The organism is Azotobacter armeniacus (genome assembly GCF_054779355.1).
The window spans coordinates 36,949-53,513 of the sequence record NZ_BAAGYK010000021.1 but is presented as its reverse complement, the minus strand read 5'-3'; the positions used below and the strand labels follow the sequence as shown (position 1 = coordinate 53,513).

Here is a 16,565-nt window from a genome sequence, read left to right as displayed (position 1 = left end):
GAAAGGAGCCCGCCATGCGAATCCTCGCCGACGAAAACATTCCCCTGATCGATGCCTTCTTTTCCGCCTTCGGCGAGATCCGCCAGCTGCCCGGGCGCTCCATCGAGCGTGGCGTGCTGGAGGATGCCGAGGTGCTGCTGGTGCGCTCGGTCACCCGAGTTGATGCCAGTTTGCTGGAGGGCAGCCGGGTGCGTTTCGTCGGCACCTGCACCATCGGCACGGACCATCTGGACCTCGACTATTTCCGCCAGCGGGGGATCGCCTGGGCCAGTGCGCCGGGTTGCAATGCCCGTGGTGTGGTCGATTACGTGCTGGGCAGTCTGCTGAGTCTGGCCGAGCGGCAGGGCGTCGACCTGGCTTCCCGCTGTTACGGGGTGATCGGTGCCGGACAGGTCGGCGGGCGGCTGGTCGAGGTGCTGCGCGGGCTGGGTTGGCGCGTGCTGGTGTGCGACCCGCTGCGCCAGGCGGTCGAGGGTGGTGATTTTGTCGATCTGCCGACCCTGCTGCGCGAGTGCGACGTGCTGAGCGTGCACACGCCTCTGACCCGTGAGGGAGCACAACCGACCTGGCACCTGCTCGGCTGCGAGCAGCTGGCGCAGCTCCGGCCGGGTAGTTGGCTGATCAACACCAGTCGCGGTGCAGTGGTGGACAACCGGGCGCTGCTCGAGATACTCGCAGCCCGCGCGGACCTGCAGGCGGTACTGGACGTCTGGGAAGGCGAGCCGCAGGTGGATGTCGACCTGGCCGGGCTCTGCCATATCGCCACGCCGCACATTGCCGGTTACAGCCTGGATGGCAAGCTGCGCGGCACGGCGCAGGCCTACCAGGCCTTCTGCGAGTATCTGGGCGTGCCGCCGAGGGTGCAGCTGGACAAGCTGCTGCCGCAGCCCTGGCTTTACGAACTGGGGCTGGATGTCGGCGCCGACCCGGCCTGGGCGCTGGCGATGCTGTGCCGAGCCGTGTACGACCCGCGTCGCGACGACGCCGATTTCCGCCGCAGCCTGGATAGCGACGAGCAGGCTCGGCGCAGTGCCTTCGACGCCCTGCGCAAGCACTATCCACTGCGCCGGGAGGTCGATGGATTGCGCGTGAGGCTGGCCGGCGAGGCTCCGCTGTTGCGGCAGATGGTACAGGCGCTGGGGGCCTTGCCGGTCTAAGCGTCAGTCATCCCTTTCAGTGGAACTGGTGGGGGACTGGCGTGGAGCCGGTACCCAGACCCTGTCGAGGATGCGGCAGGACTTCTGGATCATGCCTTCGGTGATGGGAATTTCCCGGCCGTGGGCATCGATGATGGCGCCGCCGCTGTGCTGGCGGGACCGTGGCAGAATGGAGTGACGCTGGGGGCTGTGCTTGTGCGGGCTCATGATGATCGGTCTCCCATCCGCTGATGAGCTGCAATCTTTAGTTTAGTCGGCGGGCATGAGTCAACGATGACAGCGGATCCAGCCAGCTGCCCGTGCCAGCTGGGGTGGGGAAAGGTCTGAGGGTTTGCAGGCTTGGCTGTGGGCGGGGAGGTTGGGGGGGAAGCGGGCCGGTGGCGCGGTCCTGTTCGCCCCCTGGACCACAGGCAGGTGCTCCAGAGGGCGTTCCGGTCAGCGGTATTCGCAGAGATAGGCGGTATCTGTAGCGACTTTCAGCTGAAACTTGCTGTTGGCCGGAACGGTGAACTGGCTGCCGCCCTGGAAGGTTTCCCACTGCTCGCTGCCCGGCAGCTTCACGGTCAGGGCGCCGGCGATCACGTGCATGATCTCCATCTGGCTGGTGCCGAATTCGTATTCGCCTGCCGCCATCACGCCGATGGTGGCAGGGCCCTGGCTCATGCTGAAGGCGATGGATTTGACGGTGCCGTCGAAGTACTCGTTGACCTTGAACATGCTGAATCCTCAAGAGGGGGTGAAAAAGGCCCGCAAGTATGCATAAGGCGTTTTGCCGCGTCACCCGCTTTGAGCGTCGGGTGGGGCAGTCAGCGGCAGTAGGCGGGCTGTGTTGCGGGCATCTTCCAGGGCCCGGTGCGGCTGACCTTGAAAGCTCATGCCGGCGAGCTGCAGGGCGGTCTTCAGACCGACCGCACGCTTCAGCTGGCGAGTATCGGCGAAACGCTGTTTCAGGTTGATATGGGGAATCGTCGCCAGGCTGCTGGTCAGGCCATAGCGGCGCCATTCCTGCTCCAGCTGCCGACGGTCATAGTCGCCCCAGCTTGCCCAGCCCGCCAGGCGTGGGCGATGGGGGGCGAGCCAGTGCTCGAACTGGCCCCAGACACAGGGCAGCAGGGCAGCGGAATCGATATCGGCCTGGATGATGTGGGTGAGCTCGCGGCAGAAGGTAGTCAGGCAGGGGCGACGTAACGGGCGCACGAAGCGCTTGAAGTGATTCAGTTCATGGCCGTCTCGGTCCACCAGACTGGCGCCGATTTCGACGATTTCCATGATTTCCACCGGCCAGCCCCCCTCATCCGTTGTGCCTTCCAGATCGATCACCAACCACTTGTCCATCGGCAACTCCTGGGCTCCGTGCTGGGGCAACCTGCCTCGCTACCGGCTATAGTGGTTCAGTGTAAACCCTTCCCGTGCCCGTACCTGAACCCGAGGAGATGAGGGGGCCGTGTGCAAGCTGCATGGCAGCAAGGCTCATCAGCTGCGAAAGATGAAATACACTGCACCAAGCAGGCAGAGTCCGGCCCAGAGGTAGTCGAGTTTGAGGGGCTGGTTCATGAACAGCACACTGAAGGGGACGAAGACCATCAGGGTGATCACTTCCTGCATGATCTTCATCTGGCCCACCGTAAGTTCGGTGTAGCCGATGCGGTTGGCCGGGACCATGATCAAGTACTCGAACAAGGCGATTCCCCAGCTGATGAGCGCGGCCATGGCCTAGGGCTTGCTGTTCAGGGCGCGCAGATGGCCGTACCAGGCAAAGGTCATGAATATGTTCGAAAGGCTGAGCAGTACAGCGGTTTGCAGCCAGATTGGCATGGTGGGAAGTGGCTCCGGGAGAGGAATGAGCAGTTGAAGTGATCTGAGGTAGGAGATAGCGTCGTGCGGGCCGGGCTTGCCGATTCGTCAGGCACGGCGCAGGATACTTGACCTTCCCTGGACGTTGCTCTCATTGCGAGGTTCGACCATGAAATGTCGCGCGGGCTGCGGTGCCTGTTGCATTGCGCCCTCCATCAGTTCGCCGATCCTGGGCATGCCGCAGGGCAAGCCAGCGGGCGAGCGTTGTCTGCACCTTTCCGTGGACAATCTGTGCGCTTTGTTCGAAAGGCCTGAGCGGCCGGCAGTGTGCGCAGCCTTCGGTGCGGATTCGGCTGTCTGCGGCAGTAGCCGGGAAGAGGCATTGCAGTCGATCGAGTGGTTGGAGGGCGTAACGGGCTGAAGAGGTATCGAGCGATGATGGCCCTTGAGGAGTGGCCAATAATTAAGCAATAAATAAAAAAGGCTGCGTAAACGCAGCCTTTTTCTGCCGGGATAAAGCGATTAGCGCTTTTCCACCGAAACGAAGTCGCGCTTTTCGTAACCAGTGTACAGCTGGCGCGGACGGCCAATCTTGTACGGGCCGGAGAGCATTTCCTTCCAGTGGGAGATCCAGCCGACGGTACGTGCGAGGGCAAAGATCGCGGTGAACATGCTGGTCGGGATGCCGATGGCCTTGAGGATGATGCCCGAGTAGAAGTCGACGTTCGGATACAGGTTCCGCTCGACGAAATAGGGGTCGTTGCGGGCGATTTCTTCCAGCCTCATGGCCAGCTCCAGCTGGGGATCGTTGATGCCCAGTTCGGACAGCACTTCGTCGCAGGTCTGCTTCATGACCTTGGCGCGCGGGTCGAAGTTCTTGTAGACACGATGGCCGAAGCCCATCAGCTTGAACGGATCGTCCTTGTCCTTGGCTTTGGCCACGAACTTCTCGATGTTGGATACATCGCCGATCTCGTCGAGCATGGTCAGCACGGCCTCGTTGGCGCCGCCGTGCGCCGGGCCCCACAGGGCCGCGATGCCGGCAGCGATACAGGCGAACGGGTTGGCACCCGAGGAGCCGGCCAGGCGAACGGTGGAGGTGGAGGCGTTCTGCTCATGGTCCGCATGCAGGATGAAGATGCGATCCATGGCCTTGGCGACTACCGGGCTGATCGGCTTCACTTCACACGGAGTGTTGAACATCATGTGCAGGAAGTTTTCCGCGTAGTCCAGATCGTTACGCGGATACATCATCGGTTGGCCGAGGGAATACTTGTAGACCATGGCAGCCAGAGTCGGCATCTTGGCTACCAGGCGAATTGCGGAGATTTCGCGATGTTGCGGATTTTTGATGTCCAGCGAGTCGTGATAAAAGGCGGAGAGGGCTCCGACAACACCACACATGACAGCCATCGGGTGAGCATCGCGACGGAAACCGTTGAGGAAGTTCTTCAGTTGCTCATGAACCATGGTGTGGTTCTTGACATTGCTGACAAACTTTTCTTTCTGATCGGCATCCGGCAGTTCGCCGTTCAACAGCAGATAACAAGTTTCCAGGTAATCGGATTTTTCTGCCAGTTGCTCGATCGGATAACCGCGGTGCAGCAGGATGCCATTATCGCCGTCGATATAGGAAATCTTCGACTCGCAGGAAGCGGTAGACATAAAGCCAGGATCGAAGGTGAAATGGCCCGTTGAGGTCAGTCCCCGTACATCAATCACATCGGGACCGACGGTACCGGTCAAGACGGGCAGTTCAACGGGCTTGTTGTCCCCGATGATCAACTGCGCTTTTTTGTCAGCCATGGGTGGCCTCCTCTTTGAGCTTTCTGCTAGGTATCATCAGCTGGCCCCACGCAGGGCCCGCTTCACTATAGGGTGGTAGGTTCCAAAAGCAATCTGCACCAAAGTAGTAGTGGAGCGTTCGTTTCAGAACGGATTGCACGCACAAAAGCAACTATTTACGTGATTAGTGGCCATCGTGCAATCACTACTTTGTTGAGGGTGCCTGCGTTGTCATTAGTACCCTAACTGTCTATACTCGGCAACCGACCGCCAGGGGCTCTTAGAGCCGCGGATTCTGGAGGTTGCCGCTCTCTGGGTGGTGGGTACCTGACCAGTGCACATCCCAACAACTTCGCCCTGCTCGCCAGGGCTCTCACAGTGAATGAAAGCCGTGAAAAGCCAACGACCTGTAAACCTAGACCTTAGGACAATCAAACTTCCTGTCACTGCTTACACGTCCATTCTTCACCGTATCTCTGGTGTCGTCCTCTTCCTGGGCATTGTCGTGCTGCTGTCCTGGCTCGACAAGTCTCTATCGTCGGAGGAAGGCTTCGAGCAGGTGAAAGGGTATCTGGCCAGTCCGCTGGTCAAGCTGGTGGCGTGGGGCTTGGTGTCTGCGTTGCTGTACCACCTGGTGGCCGGCGTGCGCCATCTGATCATGGATATGGGCATCGGTGAAACGCTGGAAGGCGGCACCATGGGCTCGAAAATCGTTATCGGCGTTTCGGTGGCGCTGATCCTGCTGTCGGGGATTTGGATATGGTAACTAATGTCACGAATTTCTCGCGATCGGGTCTTTTCGACTGGATGGCTCAGCGCGTCTCCGCGGTCATCCTCGCGGCATACACCCTCTTTCTGCTGGGTTACCTGTTCTTCAGTTCGGATCTGACCTACGCCGACTGGCATGGTCTGTACTCCTCCACCGGCATGCGGGTCTTCAGCCTGCTGGCTCTTGTCGCGCTGAGCGTGCATGCCTGGGTCGGCATGTGGACCATCTCGACCGACTACCTGACTCCGATGGCGCTGGGCAAGCTGGCGACCGTCGTGCGTTTTCTTTTCCAGGCCGCGTGTGGCATCGCCATGTTCGCATTTTTCGTCTGGGGTGTGCAGATTCTTTGGGGTATCTGATCCATGGCTAACATTCGTACGCTTTCCTTCGACGCAATTATCGTCGGCGGTGGTGGTGCTGGCATGCGTGCTGCCCTGCAGCTGGCTCAGGGCGGTCATAAGACTGCAGTAGTCACCAAGGTATTTCCGACCCGTTCGCACACTGTTTCCGCACAGGGCGGCATCACCTGCGCCATCGCTTCGGCCGACCCGAACGACGATTGGCGCTGGCACATGTACGACACCGTCAAGGGCTCCGACTACATCGGTGACCAGGACGCCATCGAATACATGTGCTCGGTCGGCCCCGAAGCCGTATTCGAGCTCGAGCACATGGGGCTGCCGTTCTCCCGTACCGAAACCGGTCGCATCTATCAGCGCCCGTTCGGTGGCCAGTCCAAGGACTATGGCAACGGCGGCCAGGCTGCCCGTACCTGCGCTGCTGCCGACCGTACCGGCCACGCGTTGCTGCACACCCTCTATCAGGGCAACCTGAAGAGCAACACCACATTCCTCAACGAGTGGTATGCGGTTGATCTGGTGAAGAACCAGGACGGTGCCGTTGTTGGCGTCATCGCCATCTGCATCGAGACCGGCGAAACCGTCTACATTCGCTGCAAGGCCGTGGTTCTGGCCACCGGTGGTGCCGGTCGTATCTACGCCTCGACCACCAACGCCCTGATCAACACCGGTGATGGCGTGGGCATGGCCCTGCGTGCCGGCGTACCGGTGCAGGACATCGAGATGTGGCAGTTCCACCCGACCGGCATCGCCGGTGCCGGTGTGCTGGTGACCGAGGGTTGCCGCGGCGAGGGTGGCTACCTGATCAACAAGCACGGCGAGCGTTTCATGGAGCGTTACGCCCCGAACGCCAAGGATCTGGCTGGCCGCGACGTGGTTGCGCGCTCCATGGTCAAGGAAATCATCGCCGGCAATGGTTGTGGTCCGGATGGCGACCACGTGCTGCTGAAGCTCGACCACCTCGGCGAGGAAGTGCTGCACACCCGTCTGCCCGGCATCTGCGAACTGTCCAAGACCTTCGCCCATGTCGACCCGGTGACTGCTCCGGTTCCGGTTGTGCCGACCTGCCACTACATGATGGGTGGAGTGGCCACCAACATCCATGGCCAGGCCATCACTCAGGATACCAGCGGCAACGACAAGATCATCGAAGGCCTGTTTGCCGTGGGCGAAGTGGCATGCGTATCCGTACACGGTGCCAACCGCCTGGGCGGTAACTCGCTACTCGATCTGGTTGTGTTCGGCCGTGCTGCCGGTCTGCATCTGGAGAAGGCGCTCAAGGAAGGCATCGAACACCGCGGTGCTTCCGACTCCGACCTCGAGGCCTCGCTCAAGCGCCTGTCCGGCGTGAACGAGCGCAGCACTGGCGAAGAAGTCGCTCCCCTGCGCAAAGAGCTGCAGAACTGCATGCAGAACTATTTCGGCGTGTTCCGTACCGGCGAATACATGCAGAAGGGCATCGCTCAGCTAGCTGAGCTGCGTGACCGTATCGCTCAGGTCAAGATCAACGACAAGAGCCAGGCGTTCAATACCGCCCGCATCGAGGCTCTCGAGCTGCAGAACCTGCTCGAAGTGGCCGAGGCCACCGCAATCGCTGCGGAAACCCGCAAGGAATCCCGTGGTGCTCATGCCCGTGAGGACTTCGAGGAGCGCGACGACAAGGATTGGCTGTGCCACACCCTGTACTTCCCGGGTGAGAAGCGCGTGACCAAGCGTGCTGTCAACTTCGCGCCGAAGACCGTTCCGGTGTTTGAACCCAAAGTGCGTACTTATTAAGGGTTATCGATATGTCGCTGCCCAAGACATTGCAAGTTAGCGTTTATCGCTACAACCCGGAGCAGGACTCTGCTCCCTACATGCAGAATCTGAACGTCGACATCGACGGTAAGGACCTGATGGTTCTCGATGTCCTGGCCCTGATCAAGGAGCGTGACGGCAGCTTCTCCTACCGTCGCTCCTGCCGTGAAGGTGTCTGCGGTTCCGACGGCATGAACATGAATGGCAAGAATGGCCTGGCCTGCATCACCCCGCTGTCCAGCGTGCTGACCGACGGCAAGCTGGTGGTCCGCCCGCTGCCCGGCCTGCCGATCATTCGCGACCTGGTCGTGGACATGAGCATCTTCTACAAGCAGTACGAGAAGGTGCAGCCCTACCTGCAGAACAATACTCCCGCCCCGGCCATCGAGCGTCTGCAGAGCCCGGAAGAGCGCGAGAAGCTGGACGGTCTCTACGAGTGCATTCTGTGCGCTTGCTGCTCGACCTCCTGCCCGTCCTTCTGGTGGAATCCGGACAAGTTCCTCGGTCCGGCTGCATTGCTGCAGGCCTACCGCTTCCTGGCCGACAGCCGCGATACCAAGACCCAGGAGCGTCTGGCTGCCATGGATGACCCCTTCAGCGTATTCCGTTGCCGCGGCATCATGAACTGCGTGTATGTCTGCCCGAAAGGCCTGAATCCGACCAAGGCCATCGGTCACGTGCGCAACATGCTGCTGCGTAGCGGCACCTGATTAGTTCTTGGCAACACTGTATACCTGCGGCGCCAGGAGTGATCCTGGCGCCGCAGTCAAAGCTGGATTCGCAGCTCATGAAGCCGCGCTCCTATAAAGAATTTGACTAGCAGGGGCCTCCGGGCAAGCGTCCGGGCTATCTGTGGGATCCGTAGTGGCTTTACCAAAGTCGCTGCTCCATGACTTTGGAATGACCATGTGTGGCTCGCGCCGATGGTATCCCCTTACAAGGGTGACCAAGCATGCAAGATCAAGATAGCGTTATGCAGCGCATGTGGAGCAGTGCCCACCTTTCCGGTGGAAATGCTGCCTATGTGGAAGAGCTCTACGAGCTCTACCTGCACGACCCCAACGCTGTGCCCGAAGAGTGGCGCAACTACTTCGAAAAAATGCCCGCCGACGCTGGTGTTTCTACCGATGTTCCGCACGCTCCGGTCCGTGACCAGTTCGTCCTCCTGGCGAAAAACCAGCGTCGCGCGCAGCCGGTCGCAACTTCCAGCGTAAGCACAGAACACGAGAGGAAGCAGGTTGAAGTCCTGCGTCTGATCCAGGCCTATCGCTTGCGCGGCCACCAGGCCGCGCAACTGGACCCGCTCGGTCTGTGGCAACGCACCGTGCCTTCCGACCTGTCGATCACCCATTACGGGCTGACCAACGCCGATCTGGATACTATCTTCCGTACCGGCGAGCTCTACATTGGTAAGGAAGAGGCAACCCTACGCGAAATTCTGCAGGCATTGCAGGAGACATATTGCCGCACTATCGGTGCTGAGTTCACCCATATCGTCGATTCCGAGCAGCGCAATTGGTTCGCCCAGCGTCTGGAAAGCGTGCGTGGTCGCCCGGTGTTCTCCGGGGAGGTCAAGAGCCATCTGCTCGAGCGCCTGACTGCAGCAGAAGGTCTGGAAAAATACCTGGGCACCAAGTATCCGGGTACCAAGCGCTTCGGCCTCGAGGGTGGCGAAAGCCTGATCCCGATGCTGGATGAAATCATTCAGCGCAGTGGCTCCTACGACACCCAGGAAGTCGTCATCGGTATGGCCCACCGCGGCCGTCTGAACGTTCTGGTCAATACCTTCGGCAAGAACCCCCGCGATCTGTTCGACGAGTTCGAAGGCAAGAACAAGATTGAACTGGGCTCCGGTGACGTCAAATACCACCAGGGTTTCTCCTCCAACGTGATGACCCCCGGCGGTGAAGTTCACCTGGCTCTGGCGTTCAACCCGTCCCACCTGGAAATCGTCTCCCCGGTAGCCGAGGGTTCGGTGCGTGCTCGCCAGGATCGCCGCAAGGACATCAACGGCAACAAGGTGGTTCCAGTGTCCATCCACGGCGACTCGGCCTTCGCCGGCCAGGGCGTGGTGATGGAAACCTTGCAGATGTCGCAGATTCGCGGTTTCAAGACTGGCGGTACCATCCGCATCGTGATCAACAATCAGGTCGGTTTCACCACCAGCGACCCGATCGACACCCGCTCCACCGAGTACTGCACCGATCCGGCGAAGATGATTCAGGCTCCGATCCTGCACGTCAACGGCGACGATCCGGAGGCCGTGCTGTTCGTGACCCAGCTGGCCGTCGACTACCGCATGCAGTTCAAGCGCGATGTAGTCATCGACCTGGTCTGCTACCGTCGTCGCGGCCACAATGAGGCCGACGAGCCGAGCGGCACCCAGCCGCTGATGTACCAGAAGATCGCCAAGCAGCGCACCGTCCGCGAGCTGTACGCCGATGCCCTGGTGCAGTCCGGCGCCCAGAGCTCCGAGCAGGTCCAGGCCAAGATCGACGATTACCGTACTGCGCTCGATAACGGCCAGCACGTGGTCAAGAGCCTGGTCAAGGAGCCCAACACCGAGCTGTTCGTCGACTGGACCCCGTACCTGGGCCACGCCTGGACTGCCCGTCACGACACCAGCTTCGATCTGAAGACCCTGCAGGAGCTGAACGCCAAGATGCTGCAGCTTCCGGAGGGTTTCGTGGTCCAGCGCCAGGTGGCCAAGATCCTCGAGGATCGCGGCCGCATGGGCGTCGGCGCCATGCCGATCAACTGGGGGTTCGCCGAAACCATGGCCTACGCGACCCTGCTGAAGGAAGGCCATCAGGTGCGCATCACTGGCCAGGACGTCGGGCGCGGTACCTTCTCGCATCGTCATGCTGCGCTGCACCATCAGAAGGACGCCAGCCGCTACATCGCGCTGCAGCACCTGTTCGAGGGTCAGCCCAACTTCGACCTATACGACTCCTTCCTCTCCGAGGAAGCGGTTCTGGCCTTCGAATACGGCTATGCCACCACCACGCCGAATGCGCTGGTGATCTGGGAAGCCCAGTTCGGTGATTTCGCCAACGGTGCCCAGGTGGTGATCGACCAGTTCATCACCAGCGGCGAGCACAAGTGGGGTCGTCTGTGCGGCCTGACCATGCTGCTGCCGCACGGCTACGAAGGGCAGGGTCCGGAGCACTCCTCCGCGCGTCTGGAGCGTTATCTGCAGCTGTGCGCCGAGCAGAACATCCAGGTTTGCGTGCCGACCACCCCGGCGCAGGTTTTCCACATGCTGCGCCGTCAGGTGATCCGCCCGCTGCGCAAGCCGCTGGTTGCCCTGACTCCGAAGTCTCTGTTGCGCCATAAACTGGCCATCTCGACTCTGGAAGAGCTGGCCCAAGGTTCCTTCCAGACCGTGATCGACGAGATCGATCCGATCGATCCGAAGAAGGTCGAGCGTCTGGTCATGTGCAGCGGCAAAGTCTACTACGATCTGCTGGAGAAGCGTCGCGCCGAAGGTCGCGAGGACATTGCTATCATCCGCATCGAGCAGCTCTATCCGTTCCCGGAAGAAGACCTGGCCGCGATCATGGCGCAGTACACCAAGCTCAAGCACGTGGTCTGGTGCCAGGAAGAGCCGATGAACCAGGGTGCCTGGTACTGCAGCCAGCATCACATGCGCCGTGTCGCGAGCGCGCATCAGCAGAAGGGCCTGTTCCTTCAGTATGCCGGTCGCGAAGCCTCGGCCGCTCCGGCCTGCGGCTACGCATCGATGCATGCCGAGCAGCAGGAAAAACTGATGCAGGATGCTTTCACTGTTTAACGCCTTCTCGCAGAAGCAACGAATCAATAGGAACTCTAGATAATGGCTATCGATATCAAAGCCCCGACTTTCCCGGAATCGATCGCGGACGGCACCGTCGCTACCTGGCACAAGAAGCCCGGCGAAGCTGTCAAGCGTGACGAGCTGATCGTCGACATCGAGACCGACAAGGTCGTGATGGAAGTACTTGCTGAAGCGGATGGCGTGATTGCCGAGATCGTCAAGAACGAAGGCGACACCGTGCTCAGCGGCGAGCTGCTCGGCAAGCTGACCGAAGGCGGCGCTGCCGCTGCCGCTCCGGCTCCGGCTCCGGCCGCTGCTGCTCCGGCTGCCGCCGCTCCGGCCGCTGCCGAAGCGCCGATCCTGTCCCCGGCTGCCCGCAAGATCGCCGAGGAAAACGCCATCACTCCGGACAGCGTCAGCGGTACCGGCAAGGGCGGTCGCGTGACCAAGGAAGACGTGGTCGCTGCCGTGGAAGCCAAGAAGCCCGCACCTGCCGGCCAGCCGCCCGCTGCCGCCACTGCCGCTCCGCTGTTCGCTGCCGGCGATCGCGTCGAGAAGCGCGTGCCGATGACCCGTCTGCGTGCCAAGGTTGCCGAGCGCCTGGTCGAGGCCCAGTCCTCCATGGCCATGCTGACTACCTTCAACGAAGTCAACATGAAGCCGGTCATGGAACTGCGCTCCAAGTACAAGGACCTGTTCGAGAAGACCCACAACGGCGTGCGTCTGGGCTTCATGTCCTTCTTCGTCAAGGCTGCTGTCGAGGCCCTGAAGCGCCAGCCGGGCGTCAACGCCTCCATCGACGGTAACGACATCGTCTATCACGGCTATCAGGATATCGGCGTGGCCGTGTCCAGCGATCGTGGCCTGGTGGTGCCGGTCCTGCGCAACGCCGAGTTCATGAGCCTGGCGGAAATCGAAGGTAGCATCAACGACTTCGGCAAGAAGGCCAAGGCCGGCAAGCTGACCATCGAGGAAATGACCGGCGGTACCTTCACCATCTCCAACGGTGGTGTGTTCGGTTCCCTGCTGTCGACCCCGATCGTTAACCCGCCGCAGACCGCCATCCTCGGCATGCACAAGATTCAGGAGCGCCCGATGGCCGTCAACGGCCAAGTGGTCGTCCTGCCGATGATGTACCTCGCCCTGTCCTACGATCACCGTTTGATTGATGGCAAGGAAGCCGTTACCTTCTTGGTGACCATGAAGGATCTCCTGGAAGACCCGGCTCGCCTGCTGCTGGATATCTGATCTGAGATCGTAAGCTTGCCGGCACAGGCTCTCGATGGAGACCTGTGCCGGCGGCTTTAAGCCGTTTTAAAGAAGAGAATATGCTATGAGCCAGAAGTTCGACGTGATTGTGATTGGTGCAGGCCCCGGCGGCTACGTGGCCGCCATCAAGGCTGCCCAACTCGGCCTCAAGACCGCTGTGATCGAGAAGTACAAGGGCAAGGAAGGCAAGACCGCACTGGGCGGCACCTGCCTGAACGTGGGCTGCATTCCTTCCAAGGCCCTGCTGGACAGCTCCTACAAATTCCACGAGGCACACGAGAGCTTCAAGCTCCACGGCATCAGCACCGGCGAAGTGGCCATCGATGTGCCGACCATGATTGCCCGCAAGGATCAGATCGTCAGGAATCTCACCGGTGGGGTTTCCTCGCTGATCAAGGCCAATGGCGCCACCCTGTTCGAAGGTCACGGCAAGCTGCTGGCCGGCAAGAAGGTCGAGGTTACCGCCGCCGATGGCAGCACCCAGGTGCTCGAGGCCGAGAACGTCATTCTCGCCTCCGGTTCCAAACCTGTGGAAATCCCGCCGGCCCCGGTTGATCAGGAAGTCATTGTCGACTCCACCGGTGCTCTGGACTTCCAGAGCGCTCCGGGCACGCTCGGCGTGATCGGCGCGGGCGTGATCGGTCTGGAGCTGGGTTCGGTCTGGGCTCGCCTGGGTAGCGAAGTGACCGTGCTCGAAGCCATGGACAAGTTCCTCCCGGCTGTCGACGAGCAGGTTGCCAAGGAAGCCCAGAAGATCCTCACCAAGCAGGGTCTGAAGATCCTGCTGGGCGCCCGTGTCACCGGCACCGAGGTCAAGGGCAAGCAGGTCACTGTCAAGTTCACCGATGCCGAGGGTGAGAAGTCGCAGACCTTCGACAAGCTGATTGTCGCGGTTGGCCGTCGTCCGGTGACTACCGATCTGCTGGCAGCTGACAGCGGCGTGACCATGGACGAGCGGGGCTTCATCTATGTCGATGACTACTGCGCCACCAGCGTGCCGGGCGTCTATGCCATCGGCGACGTGGTACGCGGCGCGATGCTGGCCCACAAGGCTTCGGAAGAGGGCGTGATGGTTGCCGAGCGCATCGCCGGCCACAAGGCCCAGATGAACTACGACCTGATTCCTGCGGTCATCTACACCCACCCGGAAATCGCTGGTGTGGGCAAGACCGAGCAGGCTCTGAAGGCCGAAGGCGTGGCCATCAATGTCGGCGTCTTCCCGTTCGCCGCCAGTGGTCGTGCCATGGCTGCTAACGATACCGCCGGCTTCGTCAAGGTCATCGCCGATGCCAAGACCGACCGCGTGCTGGGTGTCCACGTGATTGGCCCGAGTGCTGCCGAGCTGGTTCAGCAGGGTGCCATCGCCATGGAGTTCGGCACCAGCGCCGAAGATCTGGGCATGATGGTCTTTGCGCACCCGGCCCTGTCCGAGGCGCTGCATGAGGCCGCACTGGCGGTCAGCGGTCATGCAATTCACATTGCCAACCGCAAAAAGTAATTAATAAAAAGCAACACCATGCGGCAGACAATCCGCTGCAGCTCTTTCCAGCTGCGTGGAGCGTCTGCCGCGCCGTTTTTGCTGGTATGGTAACGCTCATCGTTACCGTGGCAGCATGGGCCAGGCGCCATGTTGCGCAAGGACAGCTCATAAAACTAGAACGGTAAACAAAACATGAATCTCCATGAATATCAGGGCAAGCAGCTTTTTGCCGAATACGGTTTACCCGTATCCAGAGGCTTTGCCGTCGATACCCCCGAGGCTGCGGCAGAGGCTTGCGACAAGATTGGTGGCAGTACTTGGGTCGTGAAGGCCCAGGTGCATGCCGGGGGGCGGGGCAAGGCCGGTGGTGTCAGTCTTGTCAAGACCAGGGAGGAGGTGAAGGACTTCGCCGTCAGGTGGCTGGGCAAGCGACTGGTGACCTATCAGACCGATGCCGCGGGTCAGCCGGTCAGCAAGATCCTGGTCGAGGCATGCTCTGAGATCGAGCGAGAGCTTTATCTGGGGGTGGTGGTGGATCGCTCCAGCCGCCGTGTCGTCTTCATGGCCTCGACCGAGGGTGGGGTGAACATCGAAAAGGTCGCCCATGACACGCCCGAGAAAATCCTCAAGGTCACCATCGATCCCCTGCTCGGCGCCCAGCCGTTCCAGGCCCGTGAGCTGGCATTCCAACTGGGCCTCCAGGGGGACCAACTCAAGCAGTTCACCCACATCTTCATCGGTCTGGCCAGGCTGTTCCAGGAGCACGATTTGGCCCTGGTGGAGGTGAACCCGCTGGTGGTCCAGAAGGACGGCAATCTCCTTTGCCTGGACGCCAAGGTCAATCTCGACAGCAACGCCCTGTTCCGCCAACCCAGGCTGCGCGCCATGCATGACCCGTCCCAGGACGATCCCCGCGAGGTGCATGCGGCGAAGTGGGAGCTGAACTACGTGGCCCTCGAGGGCAACATCGGCTGCATGGTCAACGGCGCCGGCCTGGCCATGGGTACCATGGACATCGTCAATCTCCATGGCGGCAAGCCGGCCAACTTCCTCGACGTCGGCGGCGGTGCGACCAAGGAGCGGGTGACCGAGGCGTTCAAGATCATTCTCTCTGATGCCAACGTAAAGGCCGTGCTGGTCAACATCTTTGGCGGCATCGTGCGCTGCGACATGATTGCCGAGGGCATCATAGGCGCGGTCCGGGAGGTTGACGTCAAGGTTCCGGTGGTCGTCCGCCTGGAAGGCAACAACGCCGAGCTGGGTGCCGAGATACTGGCCCGGAGCGGTCTGAACATCATTGCGGCCAGCAGCCTGACCGATGCGGCAGTGCAGGTGGTCAAGGCGGCGGAGGGCAACCCATGAGCATCCTGATCAACAAGGATACCAAGGTCATCTGCCAGGGATTCACCGGCAGTCAGGGGACCTTCCATAGTGAGCAGGCCATGGCCTATGGCACCCAAATGGTCGGCGGCGTGACCCCGGGCAAGGGCGGCACTACCCATCTCGGTCTGCCGGTGTTCAACACGGTCAGGGAGGCCGTAGAGGCTACGGGTGCCGATGCCTCGGTGATCTATGTGCCTGCACCGTTCTGCAAGGATTCCATCCTCGAGGCAGCTTTCGCCGGCATCCGGCTGATCGTCTGTATCACCGAGGGCATGCCGACCCTCGACATGTTGCAGGTCAAGCTCAAGTGTGACGAGTTGGACGTGCGGCTAATCGGTCCCAACTGCCCGGGTGTGATCACCCCCGGCGAGTGCAAGATCGGCATCCAGCCGGGCAACATCCACCAGCCGGGCAAGGTCGGCATCGTTTCTCGGTCGGGCACTCTGACCTACGAGGCGGTGAAGCAGACCACTGACGCAGGCTTTGGCCAGTCCACCTGCGTGGGCATCGGCGGCGACCCGATCCCGGGCTCCAGCTTCATCGATATCCTCAAGCTGTTCCAGGACGATCCGCAGACCGAAGCCATCGTAATGATCGGCGAGATCGGCGGCAGCGCCGAGGAGGAAGCGGCGGCCTACATCAAGGCGAACGTCACCAAGCCGGTGGTTTCCTACATTGCCGGCGTTACTGCGCCGGCGGGCAAGCGCATGGGGCATGCCGGCGCGATCATCTCCGGCGGCAAGGGCACCGCGGACGAGAAGTTCGCCGCCCTGCAGGATGCGGGGGTGAAGACCGTGCGTTCCCTGGCGGATATCGGCAAGGCCTTGGCCGAGCTGTCCGGCTGGGAAATGAAGCAGTCCTGAAGTTGCCGAAGCTTCTTGCCGGGAAATGCCAGTCGGTCGCCGACTGGCATTTTTTCGTTGTCTGGGTAAAGTGACGGGCTTCTCGCGTTGCTGCAGCTCGACAAGGAGTACTG

General features: G+C 61.1%; 15 protein-coding genes and 1 pseudogene. 11 read left to right on the top strand and 5 right to left on the bottom strand.

Going from position 1 to position 16,565, the window contains the following annotated elements:
* Nucleotides 1–14 precede the first annotated feature (14 nt).
* A complete protein-coding gene (gene pdxB, locus ACYVD0_RS05300) occupies nucleotides 15–1,157 on the top strand; it encodes a 4-phosphoerythronate dehydrogenase (RefSeq protein ID WP_460425837.1) in 1,143 nt (380 codons plus the stop codon).
* A gap of 3 nt (nucleotides 1,158–1,160) precedes the next feature.
* Here the strand turns inward: pdxB and ACYVD0_RS05295 are convergent, their stop codons facing one another.
* The 4 genes and pseudogenes from ACYVD0_RS05295 to ACYVD0_RS05280 all read right to left on the bottom strand — a co-directional run bounded on the left by ACYVD0_RS05295 (nucleotide 1,161) and on the right by ACYVD0_RS05280 (nucleotide 2,972).
* Entirely contained in the window at nucleotides 1,161–1,364 is a 204-nt protein-coding gene (locus ACYVD0_RS05295) for a PA1571 family protein (protein WP_460425836.1), read from the bottom strand.
* A 228-nt stretch (nucleotides 1,365–1,592) separates the two neighbouring features.
* Nucleotides 1,593–1,874 (bottom strand): pyrimidine/purine nucleoside phosphorylase, encoded by a 282-nt coding sequence (gene ppnP, locus ACYVD0_RS05290; protein WP_460425835.1) that lies wholly within the window; start codon nucleotides 1,872–1,874, stop codon nucleotides 1,593–1,595.
* Between the two features lie 60 nt (nucleotides 1,875–1,934).
* Nucleotides 1,935–2,492, bottom strand: coding sequence for a 3'-5' exonuclease (locus tag ACYVD0_RS05285; protein ID WP_460425834.1), 558 nt, complete (start codon nucleotides 2,490–2,492; stop codon nucleotides 1,935–1,937).
* Between the two features lie 138 nt (nucleotides 2,493–2,630).
* Nucleotides 2,631–2,972 (bottom strand): annotated as a pseudogene (locus ACYVD0_RS05280) (DMT family protein).
* A 148-nt stretch (nucleotides 2,973–3,120) separates the two neighbouring features.
* Here ACYVD0_RS05280 and ACYVD0_RS05275 point away from each other — a divergent pair.
* Nucleotides 3,121–3,372 carry a CxxCxxCC domain-containing protein gene (locus tag ACYVD0_RS05275; protein ID WP_460425868.1) on the top strand — a complete coding sequence of 84 codons (252 nt, stop codon included), beginning with the start codon at nucleotides 3,121–3,123 and terminating at the stop codon, nucleotides 3,370–3,372.
* Nucleotides 3,373–3,473: 101 nt separating this feature from the next.
* Here ACYVD0_RS05275 and gltA read toward each other — a convergent pair whose 3' ends face one another.
* Nucleotides 3,474–4,757 carry a type II citrate synthase gene (gltA, locus tag ACYVD0_RS05270; RefSeq protein WP_460425833.1) on the bottom strand — a complete coding sequence of 428 codons (1,284 nt, stop codon included), beginning with the start codon at nucleotides 4,755–4,757 and terminating at the stop codon, nucleotides 3,474–3,476.
* A gap of 361 nt (nucleotides 4,758–5,118) precedes the next feature.
* Here gltA and sdhC point away from each other — a divergent pair, with 361 nt between their 5' ends.
* The 9 genes from sdhC (at nucleotide 5,119) to sucD (ending at nucleotide 16,452) form a co-directional block, all read left to right on the top strand.
* Nucleotides 5,119–5,502 (top strand): succinate dehydrogenase, cytochrome b556 subunit, encoded by a 384-nt coding sequence (sdhC, locus tag ACYVD0_RS05265; RefSeq protein WP_460425832.1) that lies wholly within the window; start codon nucleotides 5,119–5,121, stop codon nucleotides 5,500–5,502.
* A complete protein-coding gene (gene sdhD, locus ACYVD0_RS05260; RefSeq protein ID WP_460425831.1) occupies nucleotides 5,496–5,864 on the top strand; it encodes a succinate dehydrogenase, hydrophobic membrane anchor protein in 369 nt (122 codons plus the stop codon). The genes sdhC and sdhD overlap by 7 nt, the downstream gene beginning before the upstream one ends.
* A gap of 3 nt (nucleotides 5,865–5,867) precedes the next feature.
* The gene (gene sdhA, locus ACYVD0_RS05255) at nucleotides 5,868–7,640 is read left to right on the top strand and encodes a succinate dehydrogenase flavoprotein subunit (RefSeq protein WP_460425830.1); all 1,773 of its coding nucleotides are present in this window, start codon (nucleotides 5,868–5,870) and stop codon (nucleotides 7,638–7,640) included.
* An 11-nt stretch (nucleotides 7,641–7,651) separates the two neighbouring features.
* A complete protein-coding gene (locus tag ACYVD0_RS05250) occupies nucleotides 7,652–8,371 on the top strand; it encodes a succinate dehydrogenase iron-sulfur subunit (RefSeq protein WP_460425829.1) in 720 nt (239 codons plus the stop codon).
* A 242-nt stretch (nucleotides 8,372–8,613) separates the two neighbouring features.
* On the top strand, nucleotides 8,614–11,454 hold the full coding sequence (locus ACYVD0_RS05245) for a 2-oxoglutarate dehydrogenase E1 component (protein ID WP_460425828.1): 2,841 nt from the start codon (nucleotides 8,614–8,616) through the stop codon (nucleotides 11,452–11,454).
* 42 nt (nucleotides 11,455–11,496) lie between these two features.
* Nucleotides 11,497–12,705 carry a 2-oxoglutarate dehydrogenase complex dihydrolipoyllysine-residue succinyltransferase gene (sucB, locus tag ACYVD0_RS05240; RefSeq protein WP_460425827.1) on the top strand — a complete coding sequence of 403 codons (1,209 nt, stop codon included), beginning with the start codon at nucleotides 11,497–11,499 and terminating at the stop codon, nucleotides 12,703–12,705.
* Between the two features lie 85 nt (nucleotides 12,706–12,790).
* Entirely contained in the window at nucleotides 12,791–14,224 is a 1,434-nt protein-coding gene (gene lpdA / locus ACYVD0_RS05235) for a dihydrolipoyl dehydrogenase (protein ID WP_460425826.1), read from the top strand.
* Between the two features lie 174 nt (nucleotides 14,225–14,398).
* Entirely contained in the window at nucleotides 14,399–15,568 is a 1,170-nt protein-coding gene (gene sucC / locus ACYVD0_RS05230) for a succinate--CoA ligase subunit beta (protein WP_460425825.1), read from the top strand.
* Complete coding sequence (sucD, locus tag ACYVD0_RS05225; RefSeq protein WP_460425824.1) at nucleotides 15,565–16,452, top strand: succinate--CoA ligase subunit alpha; 888 nt, start codon at nucleotides 15,565–15,567, stop codon at nucleotides 16,450–16,452. Before sucC ends, sucD begins: the two co-directional genes overlap by 4 nt.
* The last annotated feature ends 113 nt before the right edge of the window (nucleotides 16,453–16,565 follow it).

Excerpts from the sequence above, each read along its gene's own strand:
- ACYVD0_RS05285 (WP_460425834.1), bottom strand. The coding sequence starts at position 2,492 with ATGGACAAGTGGTTGGTGATCGATCTGGAAGGCACAACGGATGAGGGG.
- ACYVD0_RS05295 (WP_460425836.1), bottom strand. The coding sequence starts at position 1,364 with ATGAGCCCGCACAAGCACAGCCCCCAGCGTCACTCCATTCTGCCACGG.
- ACYVD0_RS05250 (WP_460425829.1), top strand. The coding sequence starts at position 7,652 with ATGTCGCTGCCCAAGACATTGCAAGTTAGCGTTTATCGCTACAACCCG.
- gltA (WP_460425833.1), bottom strand. The coding sequence starts at position 4,757 with ATGGCTGACAAAAAAGCGCAGTTGATCATCGGGGACAACAAGCCCGTT.
- sdhC (WP_460425832.1), top strand. The coding sequence starts at position 5,119 with ATGAAAGCCGTGAAAAGCCAACGACCTGTAAACCTAGACCTTAGGACA.
- ACYVD0_RS05275 (WP_460425868.1), top strand. The coding sequence starts at position 3,121 with ATGAAATGTCGCGCGGGCTGCGGTGCCTGTTGCATTGCGCCCTCCATC.
- lpdA (WP_460425826.1), top strand. The coding sequence starts at position 12,791 with ATGAGCCAGAAGTTCGACGTGATTGTGATTGGTGCAGGCCCCGGCGGC.
- sdhA (WP_460425830.1), top strand. The coding sequence starts at position 5,868 with ATGGCTAACATTCGTACGCTTTCCTTCGACGCAATTATCGTCGGCGGT.
- pdxB (WP_460425837.1), top strand. The coding sequence starts at position 15 with ATGCGAATCCTCGCCGACGAAAACATTCCCCTGATCGATGCCTTCTTT.
- ACYVD0_RS05245 (WP_460425828.1), top strand. The coding sequence starts at position 8,614 with ATGCAAGATCAAGATAGCGTTATGCAGCGCATGTGGAGCAGTGCCCAC.
- sucD (WP_460425824.1), top strand. The coding sequence starts at position 15,565 with ATGAGCATCCTGATCAACAAGGATACCAAGGTCATCTGCCAGGGATTC.
- sucC (WP_460425825.1), top strand. The coding sequence starts at position 14,399 with ATGAATCTCCATGAATATCAGGGCAAGCAGCTTTTTGCCGAATACGGT.
- sdhD (WP_460425831.1), top strand. The coding sequence starts at position 5,496 with ATGGTAACTAATGTCACGAATTTCTCGCGATCGGGTCTTTTCGACTGG.
- ppnP (WP_460425835.1), bottom strand. The coding sequence starts at position 1,874 with ATGTTCAAGGTCAACGAGTACTTCGACGGCACCGTCAAATCCATCGCC.
- sucB (WP_460425827.1), top strand. The coding sequence starts at position 11,497 with ATGGCTATCGATATCAAAGCCCCGACTTTCCCGGAATCGATCGCGGAC.